Below are 17,635 nucleotides of genomic sequence, written 5' to 3'. Positions count from 1 at the left end.
CGCGGGCCTCGCCCACCGGCTCCGCGAACGCGCCGGCTGGCAGGCGAAACTCCGCGAACTCGTCGACGAGGCCGCCGAGTCCGAAGCTCGCGCCACCGTCTGCCTGGAGCGCGCCCGCGCCGCCGACGAGGACCGCCGGGCCGCCCAGCGCGCCGCCGACGACGCCCGGCGCACGGCCCGCGCCCTGCGCGCCGAACGAGCGGAGATCGCGGGCGCCCCCGAACAGCTCCCGGAGCCCCGGGACGACGAGAACCCGCGCCCCGCGCTCCCCGCGCTGCGCGAGGCGTACCGGGCCGCCTCCCAGCTGTACGAGAAGGTCGGCGTCGGCGCTGATCTGCGCGCCGAACAGGCCCGTGCGGAGAGCGACGAGAGCGCCGCCCTCGCCGAGCTGGACCGGCTCACCAACAAGGTCCGCACCCGCGCCGCCCTGCTCCTCGAAGGCACCGACGGCGCGGACGGCCCCTCCCGGCAGGCGGCCGCCGCACGGGCCGAGTCCCTGGTGCAGCTCCTGGAGACCAGGGCCTCCACGGCGAGCGAGCAGCTGGGCCGGCTCCGCGGCGAGACCGAACGCCTGGCCCCGGACGACGGCGAGTCCCACCACACGGAACTCCCCGACGAGCTGGTCCCCGCCGACGCCGACCAGGCCCAGACCCTCCTGCGTACCGCCACGGCCGAGCTGGCCGCCGCCACCGCGACCCTGGACACCGCCCGCGCCGCCCACGCCGAACTGCTGCGCGCCCACCGCACCGCCGAGGACTCGGCAGGCGGCTTCGACGAGACGGCGGCGCTCCTGCGCGACCTGCTCAGGGACCACGGCACGGAGGACGACAGCGAGGCCCCCGAGCCGTACCCGGGCAGTCTCGACGAGGCCCGGCAGTCCGCCGCCGAGGCCCGCCGCTCACTGCGCGGCTGTGCCGCCGACCTCTCCGCCGCCGAGAGTGCCGTCCGCGAGGCGAGCGACGTGCTCGTACGGCACGCCAACTCCACGCGCTACGAACAGGTCCGCACCCCCGCCCGTCAGCAGATCCGTGAGCTGCCGGCCGCGGCGCTGCCCGAGCACGCCGAGAAGTGGGCCGCCGCCTTCGCGCCCCGGCTCCGGGTACTCACCGACGAACTGGCCCAGTTGGAGCGCAACCGCGACTCCATCGTCGACCGGCTCCGCGGTCTCGTGGAGTCCGCCCTCACCACCCTCCGGTCCGCCCAGCGCCTCTCCCGGCTGCCCGAAGGGCTGGGGGAGTGGTCCGGCCAGGAGTTCCTCCGGATCCGCTTCGAGGAACCCGATCAGGCGGTGCTCACCGAGCGGCTCGGCGAGGTCGTCGACGAGGCGACCCGCGCCGCGCTGAAGAAGAACTCCGATCTGCGCAGGGACGGCATGTCCCTGCTGCTGCGCGGTGTGCAGGCGGCTCTGGAGCCCAAGGGCATCGCCGTGGAGATCCTCAAGCCGGACGCCGTGCTCCGCGCCGAGCGCGTCCCGGTCGGACAGATGGGCGACGTCTTCTCCGGCGGCCAGCTGCTCACCGCCGCCATCGCCCTGTACTGCACGATGGCCGCGCTGCGCAGCAACGACCGGGGCCGTGACCGGCACCAGCACCGGCACGCGGGCACCCTCTTCCTGGACAACCCCATCGGCCGCGCCAACGCCACCTATCTGCTGGAGCTCCAGCGCGCGGTGTCGGACGCCCTGGGCGTGCAGCTGCTCTACACGACCGGACTGTTCGACACCACGGCGCTCGCCGAATTCCCGCTGGTCATCCGGTTGCGCAATGACGCGGATCTGCGTGCCGGGCTGAAGTACATCAGCGTGGAGGAACATCTGCGCCCCGGGCTGCCGCAGCAGGACCCGAACGGTGAGACGGTCCACGGAGAGATCACCGCCACCCGGATGTTCAAGCGCGCCCCGGCTTCCCCCGACACCGCCGAGATCCCCGTTCCCGTCTCCTCCGCCTCCGACGAGTAGACGACCCGGGGAGGGAACGACACGGGAGCGACGAGCAGGATCGAGCAGCGACACGAGTGGGGACGGGCCAGTCGGGAACGTGCGGGGACGACCCGGCCGGGAACGTGCGGGGGCGGGCGCGGGCACGGACCGTGGGCACTCAGGCCCGTGACAGGCTTCCCGCGCCCCGGCGGCGTATCCGCGCCTCGTCCCGCTGCGCGGACCGCTCGGCCCGCCGTGCCCTGCGTCGCTCCCGGCGCAGCTGCCGCGCCGAACTGCTCGGCACCGAAACCACGCCGTTGCGCTGATTCCACACCTGCCGGGTGACCCAGACGTCCAGCACCGACCAGGTCGCGACCACGGTGCTGCCCACACTGCTCAGCACCATGGGAAAGGCCAGCCAGGACCCGGCCAGCGTGCACAGGAACGCCACCATGGCCTGGATGATCGTCAGCGACATGATGAGGACCGCACGCACCGCGGAGCCGCGCACCGGGTCCGGCATCCGTCGCCGGGTCGCGGGTTCCTCCACCCACAGCTGCTGGCGCGGGATCCTCGCCCCGCCCCCCGCCGAGCTCGCCGTCGCGGCCGGTGCCGACCACACCGCACCTCGACGCTGTTCCGTTTTCAAGGACTCTCCACTCCCCACCACAGTCCGACTTCAGGGTTGCTGCCCGGCATGCGCCGTTTCTACGCGGGCGGATCGGGCCGTCCTTGCCCCGTGGCGTCCGCCCCGCGCCGCCCGCCCGGCGAACCGGGCGGTCCGGCCCGACCATGATCCCGCTGAACGGGTCGGCCCGACCCCGCCATGATCCCGCTGAACGGGCCCTGGCTCTCCCCGTGTTGCCCCTGTCCCGTACAGAGAGACGAGTGGACGACCGTGAAGATTCCCTCGAGCCGTCGAGAAGCGAAGAGTTCCAGCCAACTGCCCTACCGAACAGAATGCGGCCCTGGCTGGTCTCTTCTGCCGCTTTCGCGAATTTCTTTGCACGTAATACCAGGACAACCCATGACCAACACCGGATAGCACGGCTGAAAATCGTCCGGACAGCCCTTCGAGTTGCTACTCCGTCAGTAGTAGGCTCGCGCCGTTTGTTGACGAAACACGACCGCCGCTCCGCGGGGTCGAGCTGGGGGAGTCCATGCGCTTTCGCGGGAAGTCCATCCGCAGGAAGATCGTGGCGCTGCTGCTGGTGCCGCTCGTCTCCCTCACCGGACTCTGGGGATTCGCCACCTATCTGACGGGGCGCGAGGCCCGGCACATGCTGAGCGCGAGCACGATCATGGAGAAGGTCGGCCATCCCCTGGAGAACACCGTCCGTGCCCTGCAGGACGAGCGCCGCCAGACGCTGGTCTTCCTCGCCGACCCCCGGGCCTCCGACGCCCTCCCGCTCCTGCAACGCCAACGCGCGGCCACCGACCGCGTCCTGACCGGCGTCAAGGACAGCGCCCGGCAGAACGACATCCGCGACGCGCTCAGCTCCGAGGACGGCGCACGGCTGAACTCGATCTTCGGCACCGTCGAGGGGCTGGGCGCGCTCCGTGAGTCGGTCGACAGACGCACCATCGACCGTTCCAAGGCGATGGATTTCTACGGTCGGCTCATCGACCCCTGCTACCGCTTCCTGACCGGCCTCCGCACGATGGAGAACGTGTCCATGGACAAGCAGGTCCGGGCACTGGTCGGCGTCTCACGGGCCCGCGAAATGCTCTCCCGCGAGGACGCCCTGGTCTCCTCGTCACTGATCGCCGGACGGCTCACCGCCGCCGAACTGCGCCAGATCTCCGACCTCGTGGCCGGCCGCGAGCTGCTCTACGAGATCAACGTCGACGCGCTGCCCGCCTCGGAGCGCCGACGCGTGGAGCAGTACTGGGCGAGCCCGGACAGCGAGCCGCTGCGGACGGCGGAGAAGACCCTCATCGAGGACGGACCCACCCAGGACCCGCGCGCCGTCGACGCCGAACGCTGGCAGGAGGCGGCCCCTCCGGTCCTGGAGCGGCTGGCCAACGACTCCACCGAGATGAACCACCGCTTCCAGGACCGCGGCAAGCCCGCCGGCTACCGTGTCCTGATCCAGGCCGGTATCGCGGGCGTCCTCGGATTCCTCGCCCTGATCGCCTCGGTGTTCGTCTCCGTACGCATCGGCCGTGAGCTGATCCGCGACCTCTCCCGGCTCCGCAAGGACGCCCACGAGGTCTCCGGCGTGCGGCTGCCCAGCGTGATGCGCCGGCTCGCCGCCGGGGAACAGGTCGACGTCGAGACGGAGGCCCCGCACCTCCAGTACGAACGCGACGAGATAGGCCAGGTCGGCCAGGCCCTCAACACCCTGCAACGGGCGGCCGTCGAGGCGGCTGTCAAGCAGGCGGACATGCGACGCGGCGTGTCCGAGGTCTTCGTCAACCTCGCCCGCCGCAACCAGGTGCTCCTGCACCGGCAGCTGACCCTCCTGGACTCGATGGAGCGCCGTACCGAGAACACCGATGAACTCGCGGACCTCTTCCGCCTCGACCACCTCACCACCCGCATGCGCCGCCATGCCGAGGGCCTGGTGATCCTCTCCGGCGCGGCCCCCTCCCGCCAGTGGCGCAAGCCGATCCAGCTGATGGACGTGGTGCGGGCGGCGGTCGCCGAGGTCGAGGACTACGAACGGATCGAGGTCCGCCGCCTGCCCCGCATCGGTGTGGGCGGCCCGGCCGTCGCCGACCTCACCCATCTGATCGCCGAACTCCTGGAGAACGCGACCGTGTTCTCGCCCCCGCACACCGCGGTCCAGGTGCACGGCGAGCGCGTCTCCAACGGCTTCACGCTCGAAATCCACGACCGGGGCCTCGGCATGCCGCCGGACGTCCTCCTGGACGCCAACCTCCGGCTCGCCGAGACACCCGAGTTCGAGCTCTCCGACACCGACCGGCTCGGCCTGTTCGTGGTCAGCCGTCTCGCTCAGCGCCAGAACGTCCGCGTCTCGCTGCAGACTTCTCCGTACGGTGGTACGACCGCCGTGGTCTTCATCCCGGCGGCGTTGCTCACCGACGCCCCGGACACGCACGGCACCGGGTTCCGCCTCGACCGCCGGGCCGAGCGGGCGATCGGCAGCGGTGGCAGGGCGGCCGGAGAGGCGTCCGGCAGCGACCGGGGCCGCAAGGACGGCGCGGCGGACCGCCGGGCCGCCGGGCTCGCCCCCGTTCCGACCGGCCTGGTGGACCCGGCCCTCCTGGACGGACCCGTCGAGCTCGAAGGACCCGTCGGAACGCTGGGTTTCGAGAGCGACCCCTTGCTCGATCCGCTGCTCGACCCCCTGCTGGGCGGCTCCTCCGACATCGACGACACCGAGAGCGAACGCGGCGGCATCTTCCGCGCCCGCGACCTCCGGCGCGACGCCGATCGCGATCAGCACCAGCAGGCCGACGACCAGGCGGCCGAGCCGCCGGCCGGCGTACGGCCGATGCGCCCCGTCGGTCCGGTGCCGCTGCCCCGCCGCAAGCCGCCGACCCTGATCACCGACAACGGCCGCCGGGTCGACGGGACGGGCCGCGCCCATCCCGCGACCGCCGAGCACGCCGTCCCGCCGGGCCCCGCCGACGCGGGTGGCCCCTCCATCGACAGCACGCCCCCCGACGCCGGCCGAAGGCGTCCCGGGGCGGCCACCGAACCCCGGCAGCCCACCGGCTTCCGGAAACCCACCGAGCCCGCCACACCCGAGAAGCCCGCGTCCCCCGGTGCCCCGAGCACCCGGGAGACCGTGGGCGGACTGCCCCGCCGCATCCGGCAGGCCAGTCTCGCCCCGCAACTGCGCGAGGAATCGGGCGTCCGCGATGCCGAGCCGGCCCGAACGGAACCGGATCAGGACTTCGAGCGTGATGCGGAGGAGGTGCGCAGCCGTATGGCTTCGCTCCAGCGTGGCTGGCAGCGCGGCCGTCGGCAGAACGCCGAGGACGTGACCGGTCCCGGTGACACAGCACAAGGAACCACTCCGGGAGGGGACGGTCGATGACCGCACCGAACGTCGCAGCAACCAACGCCGCACGCCAGGGCTCCGGCCAGCTCAACTGGCTCCTCGACGAACTCGTCGAGCGCGTCGCCAGCATCCACAAGGCGCTGGTGCTCTCCAGCGACGGCCTCGCCACCGGCACGTCGAAGGACCTGACCCGCGAGGACAGTGAGCATCTGGCGGCCGTCGCCTCCGGATTCCACAGTCTCGCCAAGGGTGTCGGGCGGCACTTCGACGCGGGCCGGGTCCGCCAGACCGTCGTCGAACTCGACGAGGCGTTCCTGTTCGTCACCGCTGCCGGTGACGGCAGCTGTCTCGCGGTCCTGGCCGACGCGGACTCCGACGTGGGCCAGGTGGCGTACGAGATGACGCTGATGGTCAAGCGCGTCGGCGCCCATCTGGCCAACGCCCCCCGGACGACCGGTCTGTCCGCCGGGGGGTGAGTGGACGGTGAGCGCCGACTCCTCCAGATCTCAGGCAACGCCCACCGACCCCCAGGCCTCGCGCTGGTACGACGCCGACGCGGGACCGGTGGTCCGTCCGTACGCGATGACCCGGGGCCGTACCAGCAGCGCCTCCCGCCATCGGCTCGACCTGATCGCGGTCGTCGTGCCCGAACCCGAGGCCGACGACCCCGGCCGGGACCAGACGCTCTCACCGGAACACGTGGAGATCGTCGAACTCTGCAGTGGCATGCCCCAGTCGATCGCGGAGCTCGCGGCCGGCCTGGATCTCCCCGTCGGGGTGGTCCGGGTGCTGGTCGGCGACCTCGTCGAGGACGAGCTGGTGCACGTAACCCGTCCCGTTCCGCCGGCCGAGCTGCCGGACGTGAACATTCTTCGCGAGGTGATCAATGGCCTTCGGGCGCTCTAGCCGCAAGAAGCGGCCCGTGGAGCCCGTTACCCTGAAAATCCTGGTGGCGGGCGGCTTCGGAGTGGGCAAGACGACTCTGGTCGGCGCGGTCAGTGAGATCAGGCCGCTGCGCACGGAGGAGAGACTCAGCGAGGCGGGCCGTCCGGTGGACGACCTGGCGGGGGTGGAGACGAAGACCACCACCACCGTGGCCATGGACTTCGGCCGGATCACCCTCCGCGAGGACCTGGTGCTGTACCTCTTCGGCACCCCGGGGCAGGACCGCTTCTGGTTCCTGTGGGACGAGCTGGCCCAGGGTGCGCTGGGCGCGGTGGTGCTCGCGGACACCCGGCGGCTGGAGGACTGCTTCGCGGCGGTCGACTACTTCGAACGCCGCAAGATCGCGTTCACCGTCGCCGTCAACTGTTTCGAGGGAGCGGACACGTTCGCCACCGAGACGGTGCAGGCGGCGCTGGACCTGGACCCGGAAGTGCCCGTGCTCATGTGCGACGCACGCGACCGCGGCTCCGTACGGGACGTGCTCGTGGCCGTCGTCGAGCACGCGGTGGCCCGTGTGGAACGCGTTCCCGAGCCGGCCACGACATAGGGCCTTTCGTTTGGATCAGGCCGGGCTGGCGGGGTCCGGCACGCACGCTCGCACACACCGGACCCCGCTCCCTGATCCGGCCGGATCCAAACGAAAGGCCCTAGCGCCGACACGGCCCGCACCCCGACCGGGGTACGGGCCGTGCGTCGTCACGGGACCGGTCCAGGAGACCCCTCCCGCGATGACGGACGGTCAAGACCCCTGGCACTCCTGGCCGCAGCCGTTCTCCGCGAGCCACTTGACGGCGGTCTCGGCCAGCTCGTGGTCGCGTCCCGCCAGCATCATCCGGATCATCTGCACATCGCCGCGGAGCGACCAGGCGGGATGCCCGAAGGTGGCCGGATTGTTCTTCTCGATCAGGAAGTGCGCGGGCCAGGCGGTCCCGTACCCGATCAGCGGCAGCGCGGCCGCATACCTCTTGCGCCCCCGTGCCAGAGCGTAGGCGGTGACCGCGAGCCCGGTCAGCGTGCCGGTCAGATGGACCCACCGGGTCGCGGCCTTCGAATGCATCGCCACGTAGTAGGGCCAGAACTCCTCGTACGAATCGAACGTCTGCTGTGACATACGGGCACCGTAACGGCTCGGAGCGCAACCGGAAACGGCCGGGCCGCGTCGGAGAAGAAGGAGCGGACGGCCGGGGCCCACGGGGGTGGTTCCGGCCGTCCGTCTCCGCTCGGCGGCGTCAGTGCCCCGCGACGGAACGCCGGGCTACGGGGAAGTCGAAATAGGTGTCCGGGAACAGTTCGGGCGTGAAGGTGTAGTGCCACCATTCCTCCGCCAGATTCACGAAACCGGCGTCCGTGAGCATCTTCTTCAGGAACTGCCGATGGGCGCGCTGCGTCCCCTGGACGCGCGGATCATCGGTGTGCGAGAGCGTGTCGAAGCAGTCGAACCCGGTGCCCATGTCCACGGAATTGTCCGGGAACCGCTCGGCCGCGGGCGCGTAGCAGGGCACCCGCGGGCTGCCGGGCCGGTACGGCGGGGTCGGCGCGGCAGGCAGCTTCACCAGCGTCAGATCCACCGTGCTGCCGCGGCTGTGCCCGGACTTCTCGGCGATGTAGCCGTCCGCGAACAGCCGCGTCTTGTCGACCCGGGGGTAGAACTCGCCCTTCATGGTCTGGTCGTCGAGATCCTTCGCCCACCGTACGAAGTGGTCGACCGCCCGCTGCGGCCGGTAGCAGTCGTAGACCTTCAGCGAGTAGCCACGGCGCAGCAGTCGGGTCTGCGCGTCGTGCAGGGCCCGCGCCGCGGGCCGGGTCAGGATGCAGAGCGGCCGGCGGTACCCGTCCACCGGGACGCCCATGAAGGTGTGGGCGGTGGGGTAGCGCATCTCCTGGATGATCGTCGGGTCGACCGAGCCGAGCGCGACGAACTCCTCCGGCGCCTTCGGCTCGGGCCTCGCCCCGGCCGCGGGGGCGGCGGCGGTCGAGGCGAGCAGGGCGGCGGCGGTGGCCGCAAGAACACGGAAAGCGGAAGCGAGACCTGTCATGGGCACATAATCCAGGAGTACGGGGGAGCCCGCCGGACGATCGGATACAGTCCGCGCGTGTCCGCGCCCGAGAACCACTCCGAGAAGCCGGCCAGGAACTCCCACTGCGGCAGCTGCGGAGCGCCCTACGCCGCAGCCGTCACCTGGCCCCGCACCTGCACCGCCTGCGGCACCACCGCCTACCGCAATCCGCTGCCGGTCGCCGTGGCCCTGCTCCCCGTCACCGGCCGGCACGGCACCGGCCTCGTCGTGATCACCCGCACCATCCCGCCCCACCGCGGCGGCCTCGCCCTCCCCGGCGGCTACATCGACCACGACGAGGACTGGAAACACGCGGTCGTCCGGGAACTCGGCGAGGAGACCGGCATCGGCGCCGACGCACGGGAGGTCCGCCTCGCCGACGCCCTCAGCGCCCCGGACGGCCACCTCCTCCTCTTCGGCCTCCTCCCGGAACGCGCCGCGGCCGCCCTCCCGCTCTCCCGCCCCACCGACGAGACCTCCGGCTTCCGGCTGCTCCGGGAACCCACCGAGCTCGCCTTCCCCCTGCACACCCACGCCGTCCGCACCTGGTTCGACGGCGGCTACCGCTGACCGCCCCGCCGCACACCACGGACCCGCCTACAGGCCCCGCACCCGCACCGGGCACCCCACCGGCCCCTCCACACCCTCCCGTTCGACCAGGACCCGCCCGTCCACCCACCGCGACGTGTACCGCTCGACCTCCGCCCGCTCCCAGCCGTCCCCCGCGTCCCGCACCACCAGCCCGCCCCCGCCGCGACCCGCCGCCGGAGCCCACACCTCCAGCTCCGCACCACCGTCCGCACCCCGCACCGGCAGCACCGCCCCCGCCCGCGCCAGCACCGGAATCCGAGACAGCGGCGCATCGAGCAACACCTGACCCGGTCCCTCGTACACCTCACCGCTCGCCGTGTCGTACCAGCGCCCCCGCGGCAACCGCACCGCCCGCCGATCCGCCCCGCGCTCCAGCACCGGCGCCACCAGCAGGGCGTCACCCAGCAGGAACGCGTCCTCGCAGTCCCGCAGCGCCCGGTCCCCGGGCGCACCCCACCACAACGGCCGCACATACGGGGCACCGGTCAGCGAGGCCAGCCGCGACAGCGTCACGAAATACGGGTGCAGCCGCTCCCGCTCCGCCAGCGCGGCCCGCGCGTGTTCGAGCACCTGCGGCCCGAACTCCCACGGCTCCCGCCGCCCCGCGTCGATCGCCGCATGGGTACGGAACAACGGCAGATACGCGCCCAGCTGGAACCACCGCAGATACAACTCGGGCGACGGCGACCCGTCGAACCCGCCCACATCGGGCCCCGAGTACGGCACTCCGCACAGCCCCAGCCCCAGCACCAGCGCCAACGAGGCCCGCAGCCCCGGCCAGCCGGTCGCCACATCACCGGACCAGGTGCCCCCGTACCGCTGCATCCCCGCCCAGCCGGACCGCGAGAACAGGAACGGACGCTCCCCGGGCCGCAGCCGGCGCAGCCCCTCGTACCCGGCCCGCGCCATCGCCAGCGCATACACATTGTGGGCCTCGCGATGATCACCCCCGCGCCCCTCCAGAGCGTGCCGCGCCGACCGGGGCAGCGTCGGATCCCCGAACGCGGCGAAGGACACCGGCTCGTTCATGTCGTGCCACACCCCCGAGAACCCCTGCGCCAGCCGCTCCTCGTACAGACCGCCCCACCACTCCCGCACCCCGGGATCGGTGAAATCCGGGAACACGCACTCACCCGGCCACACCTCCCCGCGCACCACACGCCCCCGCGCGTCCCGGACGAACGCCCCGCCGTCCCCGACCGCCGCCCCCGCGTCGAACACCGCGTTCCCCGGCTCCGCCTTCACCGCGGGATCGACGATCGACACCAACCGCACGCCGTCCTCCCGCAACTCCTTCGCCAGGCCCGGCAGATCGGGAAAGCGCCCGTGATCGACGGTGAACACCCGGTGCCCGTCGTAGTGGTCGATGTCCAGATGCAGCACGGACAGCGGCAGCCCCCGCTGCCGGTAGCCGTCGACGACCCGCCGGACCTCCCGCTCGCTCCCGAACCCCCACCGGGCGTGCTGCGGACCCAACGCCCAGGACGGGGGCAGCGCCGGGGCGCCCGTGAGAGCCGTCCAGCCCTGCAGCACCCGGGCCGGCGTACCCGTCACCACCCAGCAGCGCAACGGCCCCCCGTCCATCCGCACCTCGCACATCCCCGGCCGGTCATGGCCGGAGCCCGCCCCCTCCTCGCCCTCGCGCAGCGTCACCCGCCCCGGCCAGGTGTTGTCGTGGAACACCAGATGCGTCCCCGCGTCACCCACCACGAGCTGCACCGGCATCGTCAGATACAGCGGATCGTCCCCGGGCCCGAACCGCCCCCCGGGATCGGTGTTCCACAGCCCGTACGCACCGTCCCGCAGCCGCGGCCCCGACGCCCGGCCGCCCAGCCCGAAGAACCGGGCGTCGGCGGGCACCTCGGAACGCTGTACCCACCGGGCATCACCACCCGCCACCGGCTCCCACCAGCGCGGCGGCAGCTCGCGCCGGAGCACCACCCCGCCAGGAGTACGCAGCTCCACCGCCCCGTGCCGTGACACCGCGACGGTCAGCCGCTCCGAGACCACCTGCCAGCCGCCGTCCTTGTCCGGCTCCAGCACCGCCCGCAGATCCGGCTCCGGCGCCGCACCGGGCAGCGCGTACGACGGCAGCGGCTCCGCCCCGTCCCACCCCCAGAACACCGCACCGCCCACCGCCACCCGCACCCGCAACTCCGAACGGGCGAACCGCACCACACCCCCGCCCGGCTCCGGCTCCGCCCCCACCACCGGACCGGGCACCCGCGCCCGCTCCGCACCGCGCGGCGGCAGCGCCCGCGCATCCGCACTCCGGCGGCGCCAGGAGGAGCGCCACGCGCGCAACCCCCGCACCGAACCGACCATCTTCACCGAGCGCACCAGGTCACGACCGTCCATGCAGCTCACCCTGCCATCCGGCGGGGCGGATGCGGGCTCCGTTCAACTTCCGTTCACCCGTGGCCGGACCACATGACCGGACCCGCGACCATGGGCGGGGAACCCTGGTGCGAAGGACGATCACATGGCATCGTCCGTGAAAGCCGCCTCACGCGCACACCCCAGCACGTGCGCGCGACCCACGCCCATCCCGCGTACCCGTACAGCCAGGGAGCCGCCCCATGACCGCCGCAGCCAACGAAACCCCCCTCTGGCAGCCCGGCCCCGACCGCATCGCGGCCGCCGCCGTCACCCGCTTCCAGAGCTGGGCCTCCCAGCGCTACGGAGCACCGGCCGACGGCGGCTACCCGGCACTGCACCAGTGGTCCGTGGATGAACTCGACACCTTCTGGCAGGCCGTCGCCGACTGGTTCGACGTACGGTTCTCCACCCCGTACGAGACCGTCCTCGGCGACCGCACCATGCCCGGCGCCCAGTGGTTCCCCGGCGCCACCCTCAACTACGCCGAACACGCGCTGCGCACCGCCGAGGATCCTCTGCGTGCGGACGCCCCCGCCCTGCTCCACGTCGACGAGACCCACACCCAGGTCCCCGTCTCCTGGTCCGGACTCCGCCGCCGGGTCGGCTCGCTCGCCGCCGAACTCCGCGCCCTGGGCGTCACACCGGGCGACCGGGTCAGCGGCTACCTCCCGAACATCCCCGAGGCCGTCGTCGCCTTCCTCGCCACCGCGGCCGTCGGCGCCGTCTGGACGTCCTGCGCCCCGGACTTCGGCGCCCGCAGCGTCCTCGACCGCTTCCAGCAGGTCGAACCCGTCGTCCTCTTCACGGTCGACGGCTACCGCTACGGCGGCAAGGAACACCACCGCGCCGACACCGTCGCGGAGCTGCGCCGCGAACTCCCCACCCTGCGCGCCGTCGTCCACATCCCGCTGCTGGGCACCGAGGCCCCCGAGGGCGCCCTCGAATGGTCCGCCCTCACCTCCGCGGACACCGAGCCCGTCTTCGAGCAGGTCCCCTTCGACCACCCGCTCTGGGTGCTCTACTCCTCCGGCACCACCGGGCTCCCCAAGGCGATCGTGCAGTCCCAGGGCGGCATCCTGCTGGAGCACTTCAAGCAGATCGGCCTGCACTGCGACCTCGGCCCCGAGGACCGCTTCTTCTGGTACACCTCCACCGGCTGGATGATGTGGAACTTCCTCGTCTCCGGCCTCCTCACCGGAACCACCCTCGTGCTGTACGACGGGAGCCCCGGCTTCCCGGACGTCAGCGCCCAGTGGCGCGTCGCCGAACAGACCGGAGCCACCCTCTTCGGCACCTCGGCCGCCTACGTCATGGCCTGCCGCAAGGCCGACGTCCACCCGGGCCGCGACTTCGACCTCTCCCGCATCCAGTGCGTCGCCACCACCGGCTCCCCGCTCCCGCCCGACGGCTTCCGCTGGCTCCACGACGAGGTGGCCGAGGATCTGTGGATCGCCTCCGTCAGCGGGGGCACGGACGTCTGCAGCTGCTTCGCCGGCGCGGTCCCCACCCTCCCCGTGCACATCGGGGAACTCCAGGCCGCCTGCCTGGGCACGGACCTCCGGTCCTGGGACCCCGCAGGCGAACCGCTCATCGGCGAGGTCGGCGAACTCGTCGTCACCGCGCCCATGCCCTCCATGCCCATCCGGTTCTGGAACGACCCCGACGGCAGCCGCTACCACGACAGCTACTTCGACATGTACCCCGGCGTCTGGCGCCACGGCGACTGGATCACGATCACCGAACACGGCTCGGTCATCATCCACGGCCGCTCCGACTCCACCCTCAACCGCCAGGGTGTACGGATGGGCTCCGCCGACATCTACGAGGCCGTCGAGCGGCTCCCCGAGATCCGCGAATCCCTCGTCGTCGGCCTCGAAGAGCCCGACGGTGGCTACTGGATGCCGCTCTTCGTCCACCTCGCCGAAGGCGCGCGGCTCGACGACGAACTACGCGACAGCATCAAGCGGACCATCCGGGAGAATCTCTCCCCGCGCCATGTCCCGGACGAGGTCATCGAAGTTCCCGCTATCCCGCACACCCTGACCGGCAAGCGCATCGAGGTCCCGGTCAAACGCCTCCTGCAGGGCACGGCGCTCGCCAAGGCGGTCAACCCCGGCTCGATCGACAACCTCGAACTCCTCCACTTCTACGAGGACCTCGCCCGCAAGCGCCGCTGAGCGGTCCCGCTGTCAGTGCCCCTGATTACTCTGAGTGAGCAATGATCGACAGCGCACTGGGGGAGTCATGGCGCACAACAGGAACAACGGAAACGACGGCAGCGGAAATCACGGCAGGACCGCCGGGTACCGCCGGTCCGCCACATCCATGCGACGCACGCTGCGCCGCGAAGCACCCAGCACCATCGGCCTCCTGGCCGACGAGCAGGACTTCGCGGCGATGCGGCGCTACCGCACCTTCACCTTCGACGACCACACCGTCTATCTACGGCAGGTCGAAACCCTGCTGAAGGACCTCTGCGCACAGGGCGCCCACGCCACGGTCGCCCTCTTCGACCCCGAGGAGTACGCGGAGTTCTGCGCCGAGTCCGGACTCGCCCCCGACGACCCGGCCAGCCGCAGCCGCTTCACCGCCGAAATCGCCTCGGCCGGCGCCACCGTCGCCTACGCCGGACAACCCATCGACACCCTGATCCCGCTCCTGGTCAGCCGAGCCGTCCGGAGGGCCACCTGGGAGTACGCCACGACGCTCCTGGCCGGCCTCGGCCCCTGCGCGGACTGCGGACAGGACGTCGGCCACGCCGCCTTCGACCGGGCCTCGCACCTCCTGCACCGCATCCTGGAGACGGCGGGCCCCGGCACCCACCACCTGGTCTGCAGCACCCCCGCCGATCAGGAGCACCTGCTCGCCGTCCTGCACACCGAGCGCGATGCCGCCGGGCCCGCCCGGCTCGAATCCGAGGAAGGGGCTGAGTTCGTCACGGTGCTCGCCGTGGGCATCGCCCTGGAGAAACCCGGGGGAGTCGTGCTCCGTACGAGCAGCCCCGGCGCCCAGGACCGGGTGCATGGCTGGCGGCTGATCCGCGGCGGCCTGGTCCCGCTCAGCGCCGGTGAGGTCTTCAGCGCCTACTGCACCGACGCCGACGCCGACACCGGCGAACCCGTCGCCCCGGAGTCCCACGTGGAGTACTGCGCCGGCTTCGACCTCGGCGCGGACGAACCGGAAGCGCACCACTGACATGCCGAAGGGGGCTCCCCGCCATCCTCGGCGGGAAGCCCCCTTCACGACGGAACGCCGTGCGACCTACTCGCCCGACAGCACCGCCTGAGCCGCGACCCGCGCCTCCTCGGCGGAGTCCGCCGCCCGAGCGGCGGAAGCGGCACGCTCGCACTGCGCGAGCGTGTACTTCGCCAGCGTGGCGCGCACGTAGGGAATGGACGCGGCACCCATCGACAGCGACGTCACACCCAGCCCCGTCAGGACACAGGCCAACAGCGGATCGGAGGCGGCCTCACCACAGACACCACAGCTCTTGCCCTCGGCCCCGGCCGCCTCCGCCGACAGCGCGACCAGGTCGAGCAGTGCGGGCTGCCACGGGTCCTGCAGCCGCGACACCGCACCGACCTGACGGTCGGCGGCGAAGGTGTACTGAGCCAGGTCATTGGTCCCCAGCGAAAGGAACTCCACCTCCCGCAGGATCGAGCGTGCCCGCAGCGCGGCGGACGGAATCTCCACCATCGCACCGAACTTCGCCTGGAGACCCGCCTCACGGCAGGCATCGGCGAAGGCCCTGGCATCCGCACGGTCCGCCACCATCGGCGCCATGACCTCAAGGTGGACGGGCAGCCCCTGGGCCGCCTTCGACAGCGCGGTCAGCTGGGTGCGCAGCACGTCCGGGTGGTCCAGCAGGCTCCGCAGCCCGCGTACGCCCAGCGCCGGGTTCGGCTCGTCCGCCGGAGTCAGGAAGTCCAGCGGCTTGTCGGCCCCGGCGTCCAGTACCCGCACGACGACACGCCCCTCGGGGAACGCCTCCAGCACAGCCCGGTACGCCGCGACCTGCTTCTCCTCGGACGGCGCCCGCTTGCTGTCGTCCAGGAACAGGAACTCGGTACGGAACAGCCCCACGCCCTCCGCACCGGCCTCGACCGCCGCCGGCACATCGCCGGGCCCGCCGACATTGGCGAGCAACGGGACCTTGTGGCCGTCGGAGGTCGCACCCGGACCGGACGAGGCCGACAGCGCGGCCTTGCGCGCCGCGGCAGCGCTCTCCATCTCCGCACGCTTCCCGGCGCTCGGCTCGACGAAGATCTCCCCGGTGCTCCCGTCGACGGCGATGACCGTGCCCTCGGCGAGCTCACCGGCACCGGGGAGCGCCACGACGGCGGGCACCCCGAGCGCGCGGGCGAGGATCGCGCTGTGGCTGGTCGGCCCGCCCTCCTCGGTCACGAAGCCGAGCACCAGAGCCGGGTCGAGCAGCGCCGTGTCGGCGGGCGCCAGATCCCGCGCGATCAGTACATAGGGTTCGTCGCTGTCCGGCACACCGGGCATCGGCACACCGAGCAGCCGGGCCACGATCCGGTTGCGCACGTCATCGAGGTCGGCAACGCGCCCGGCCAGGTACTCCCCGGCGTTGGCGAGCAGCGCCCGGTAGGAGGCGAAGGCGTCGTAGACGCCACGCTCGGCGGTGCTGCCGACGGCGATGCGCCGTTCCACGTCCGCCATCAGCTCGGGGTCCTGGGCCATCATGGCCTGGGCCTCCAGCACATGCTGAGCCTCGCCGCCGGCCAGGTTGCCGCGCGCGGTCAGGTCGGCCGCCACGGCTTCCACGGCCTGGCGAGCGCGCCCCTGTTCGCGCTCGGCCTCCTCGGCGGGAATCTGCTTCGCCGGCGGTTCGAGCACCGCCGTACCCATGTGACGGACCTCGCCGATCGCCACTCCGTGGCTCACACCGACGCCTCGCAGCGTTGTCTCCATGTCACCCGTCTCCGGTCGTGCGGCGGTCCGTGACCCCGCGGTGGATATCCAGTCGGCCGTCATCGCGCCGAACTCGTCACTGCCAACCGAACAAGGTGTCGCCGACCTTCACATCGCCGTCCTCCCGGACGTCGGAGAGGGAATCGGCGGTGGCTTCCAGGGCCACGACCGGACACACCGGCGACTTGCCGGCCGCCTCGACGGCCGCGGGGTCCCAGCGCACGATGCCCTGACCGCGGGTGACGGTGTCCCCCTTGTTCACGAGCAGCTCGAATCCCTCGCCGTTGAGCTGAACGGTGTCGATACCGAGGTGCGTGAGCACTCCGTGGCCCGACTGGTCCACGACGACGAACGCGTGCGGGTGCAGGGAGACGATGATGCCGTCGACCGGCGACACGGCCTCGGACGGCTCGCGCACGGGGTCGATGGCGGTTCCAGGACCCACCATCGCGCCGGAGAAGACCGGGTCCGGTACCGCAGCGAGCCCGATGGCACGTCCGGCAAGAGGGGACGTCACAGTGGTCATAGGGAGCCTCCCAGGGGTGGAGCTTGATGGGCGCCGTCACAGCCTGTGGGCGACGGCGTGCTGTTCAGCAGCGTAAGTCATAAGAAGTGACGGTTCCGCCCGAGTGCTGCCGGTTCGCGGCCCTAGGGTCACACCGGCAACGATTTGCCTCGGCTCCCGGCGGCCTGTACTGTCGTACTCCTGCCTGGCCCCAATACGACTTTAAGTCGGGGGCTGGCGGCGACTTTTAAACCCTGACTTTAACCCGGACTCGGCACCTGCATGTCTGCAGGAGCTGGTCAGGGAAAGCGAAAAGGGCTGATAGAGTCGGACT

The 17,635-nt window shown here is 71.9% G+C and carries 13 protein-coding genes and 1 pseudogene; 8 read left to right on the top strand and 6 right to left on the bottom strand.

Annotated elements, in window-relative coordinates; translation table 11 throughout:
- Nucleotides 1-1,957: pseudogene (locus GA0115234_RS06015) on the top strand (hypothetical protein); the annotation flags it as partial.
- Nucleotides 1,958-2,096: 139 nt separating this feature from the next.
- Here GA0115234_RS06015 and GA0115234_RS06010 read toward each other — a convergent pair.
- Entirely contained in the window at nucleotides 2,097-2,567 is a 471-nt protein-coding gene (locus tag GA0115234_RS06010) for a hypothetical protein (RefSeq protein ID WP_370803897.1), read from the bottom strand.
- Nucleotides 2,568-3,078: 511 nt separating this feature from the next.
- On the opposite strand from GA0115234_RS06010, the gene GA0115234_RS06005 reads away from it, so the two are divergent.
- Genes GA0115234_RS06005 through GA0115234_RS05990 form a run of 4 tightly spaced genes read left to right on the top strand, consistent with a single transcriptional unit; the run spans nucleotide 3,079 to nucleotide 7,384 of the window.
- The gene (locus GA0115234_RS06005; protein WP_093539815.1) at nucleotides 3,079-5,928 is read left to right on the top strand and encodes a nitrate- and nitrite sensing domain-containing protein; all 2,850 of its coding nucleotides are present in this window, start codon (nucleotides 3,079-3,081) and stop codon (nucleotides 5,926-5,928) included.
- A complete protein-coding gene (locus GA0115234_RS06000) occupies nucleotides 5,925-6,368 on the top strand; it encodes a roadblock/LC7 domain-containing protein (RefSeq protein WP_072489357.1) in 444 nt (147 codons plus the stop codon). The genes GA0115234_RS06005 and GA0115234_RS06000 overlap by 4 nt, the downstream gene beginning before the upstream one ends.
- A gap of 7 nt (nucleotides 6,369-6,375) precedes the next feature.
- Nucleotides 6,376-6,798 (top strand): DUF742 domain-containing protein, encoded by a 423-nt coding sequence (locus GA0115234_RS05995; RefSeq protein ID WP_093539814.1) that lies wholly within the window; start codon nucleotides 6,376-6,378, stop codon nucleotides 6,796-6,798.
- Nucleotides 6,779-7,384 carry a GTP-binding protein gene (locus GA0115234_RS05990; RefSeq protein ID WP_093539813.1) on the top strand — a complete coding sequence of 202 codons (606 nt, stop codon included), beginning with the start codon at nucleotides 6,779-6,781 and terminating at the stop codon, nucleotides 7,382-7,384. Before GA0115234_RS05995 ends, GA0115234_RS05990 begins: the two co-directional genes overlap by 20 nt.
- Nucleotides 7,385-7,576: 192 nt before the next feature.
- Here GA0115234_RS05990 and GA0115234_RS05985 read toward each other — a convergent pair whose 3' ends face one another.
- Both GA0115234_RS05985 and GA0115234_RS05980 read right to left on the bottom strand, forming a co-directional pair.
- On the bottom strand, nucleotides 7,577-7,948 hold the full coding sequence (locus GA0115234_RS05985) for a DUF962 domain-containing protein (protein ID WP_093539812.1): 372 nt from the start codon (nucleotides 7,946-7,948) through the stop codon (nucleotides 7,577-7,579).
- 118 nt (nucleotides 7,949-8,066) lie between these two features.
- Entirely contained in the window at nucleotides 8,067-8,873 is an 807-nt protein-coding gene (locus GA0115234_RS05980; RefSeq protein ID WP_093539811.1) for a M15 family metallopeptidase, read from the bottom strand.
- A 57-nt stretch (nucleotides 8,874-8,930) separates the two neighbouring features.
- Here GA0115234_RS05980 and GA0115234_RS05975 point away from each other — a divergent pair, with 57 nt between their 5' ends.
- Nucleotides 8,931-9,464 carry an NUDIX domain-containing protein gene (locus GA0115234_RS05975; RefSeq protein WP_093539810.1) on the top strand — a complete coding sequence of 178 codons (534 nt, stop codon included), beginning with the start codon at nucleotides 8,931-8,933 and terminating at the stop codon, nucleotides 9,462-9,464.
- A 27-nt stretch (nucleotides 9,465-9,491) separates the two neighbouring features.
- Here the strand turns inward: GA0115234_RS05975 and GA0115234_RS05970 are convergent, their stop codons facing one another.
- Nucleotides 9,492-11,843 (bottom strand): glycoside hydrolase family 31 protein, encoded by a 2,352-nt coding sequence (locus GA0115234_RS05970; protein ID WP_093539809.1) that lies wholly within the window; start codon nucleotides 11,841-11,843, stop codon nucleotides 9,492-9,494.
- A gap of 221 nt (nucleotides 11,844-12,064) precedes the next feature.
- On the opposite strand from GA0115234_RS05970, the gene GA0115234_RS05965 reads away from it, so the two are divergent.
- Together GA0115234_RS05965 and GA0115234_RS05960 are read left to right on the top strand one after the other, a co-directional pair.
- Nucleotides 12,065-14,041, top strand: a complete 1,977-nt coding sequence (locus GA0115234_RS05965; protein ID WP_093539808.1) for an acetoacetate--CoA ligase — start codon at nucleotides 12,065-12,067, stop codon at nucleotides 14,039-14,041.
- A 67-nt stretch (nucleotides 14,042-14,108) separates the two neighbouring features.
- Complete coding sequence (locus tag GA0115234_RS05960; RefSeq protein WP_093539807.1) at nucleotides 14,109-15,059, top strand: hypothetical protein; 951 nt, start codon at nucleotides 14,109-14,111, stop codon at nucleotides 15,057-15,059.
- Between the two features lie 66 nt (nucleotides 15,060-15,125).
- Here GA0115234_RS05960 and ptsP read toward each other — a convergent pair whose 3' ends face one another.
- Nucleotides 15,126-16,796, bottom strand: coding sequence for a phosphoenolpyruvate--protein phosphotransferase (gene ptsP, locus GA0115234_RS05955; RefSeq protein WP_093539806.1), 1,671 nt, complete (start codon nucleotides 16,794-16,796; stop codon nucleotides 15,126-15,128).
- A 76-nt stretch (nucleotides 16,797-16,872) separates the two neighbouring features.
- A complete protein-coding gene (locus tag GA0115234_RS05950; RefSeq protein ID WP_093539805.1) occupies nucleotides 16,873-17,322 on the bottom strand; it encodes a PTS sugar transporter subunit IIA in 450 nt (149 codons plus the stop codon).
- Between the last annotated feature and the right edge of the window lie 313 nt (nucleotides 17,323-17,635).

Source organism: Streptomyces sp. DvalAA-43, assembly GCF_900091725.1.
GTDB classification, from domain to species: Bacteria; Actinomycetota; Actinomycetes; order Streptomycetales; family Streptomycetaceae; genus Streptomyces; species Streptomyces pulveraceus.
The sequence above is the reverse complement of the archived record's forward strand: the minus strand, read 5'-3'. Positions and strand labels throughout refer to the sequence as shown.

Bases quoted from the DNA above. Each gene is read 5' to 3' on its own strand.
- GA0115234_RS05980 (WP_093539811.1), bottom strand. From the start codon at position 8,873: ATGACAGGTCTCGCTTCCGCTTTCCGTGTTCTTGCGGCCACCGCCGCC.
- GA0115234_RS05960 (WP_093539807.1), top strand. From the start codon at position 14,109: ATGGCGCACAACAGGAACAACGGAAACGACGGCAGCGGAAATCACGGC.
- GA0115234_RS05950 (WP_093539805.1), bottom strand. From the start codon at position 17,322: ATGACCACTGTGACGTCCCCTCTTGCCGGACGTGCCATCGGGCTCGCT.
- GA0115234_RS05970 (WP_093539809.1), bottom strand. From the start codon at position 11,843: ATGGACGGTCGTGACCTGGTGCGCTCGGTGAAGATGGTCGGTTCGGTG.
- GA0115234_RS05990 (WP_093539813.1), top strand. From the start codon at position 6,779: ATGGCCTTCGGGCGCTCTAGCCGCAAGAAGCGGCCCGTGGAGCCCGTT.
- GA0115234_RS05965 (WP_093539808.1), top strand. From the start codon at position 12,065: ATGACCGCCGCAGCCAACGAAACCCCCCTCTGGCAGCCCGGCCCCGAC.
- ptsP (WP_093539806.1), bottom strand. From the start codon at position 16,796: ATGGAGACAACGCTGCGAGGCGTCGGTGTGAGCCACGGAGTGGCGATC.
- GA0115234_RS06000 (WP_072489357.1), top strand. From the start codon at position 5,925: ATGACCGCACCGAACGTCGCAGCAACCAACGCCGCACGCCAGGGCTCC.
- GA0115234_RS06005 (WP_093539815.1), top strand. From the start codon at position 3,079: ATGCGCTTTCGCGGGAAGTCCATCCGCAGGAAGATCGTGGCGCTGCTG.
- GA0115234_RS05985 (WP_093539812.1), bottom strand. From the start codon at position 7,948: ATGTCACAGCAGACGTTCGATTCGTACGAGGAGTTCTGGCCCTACTAC.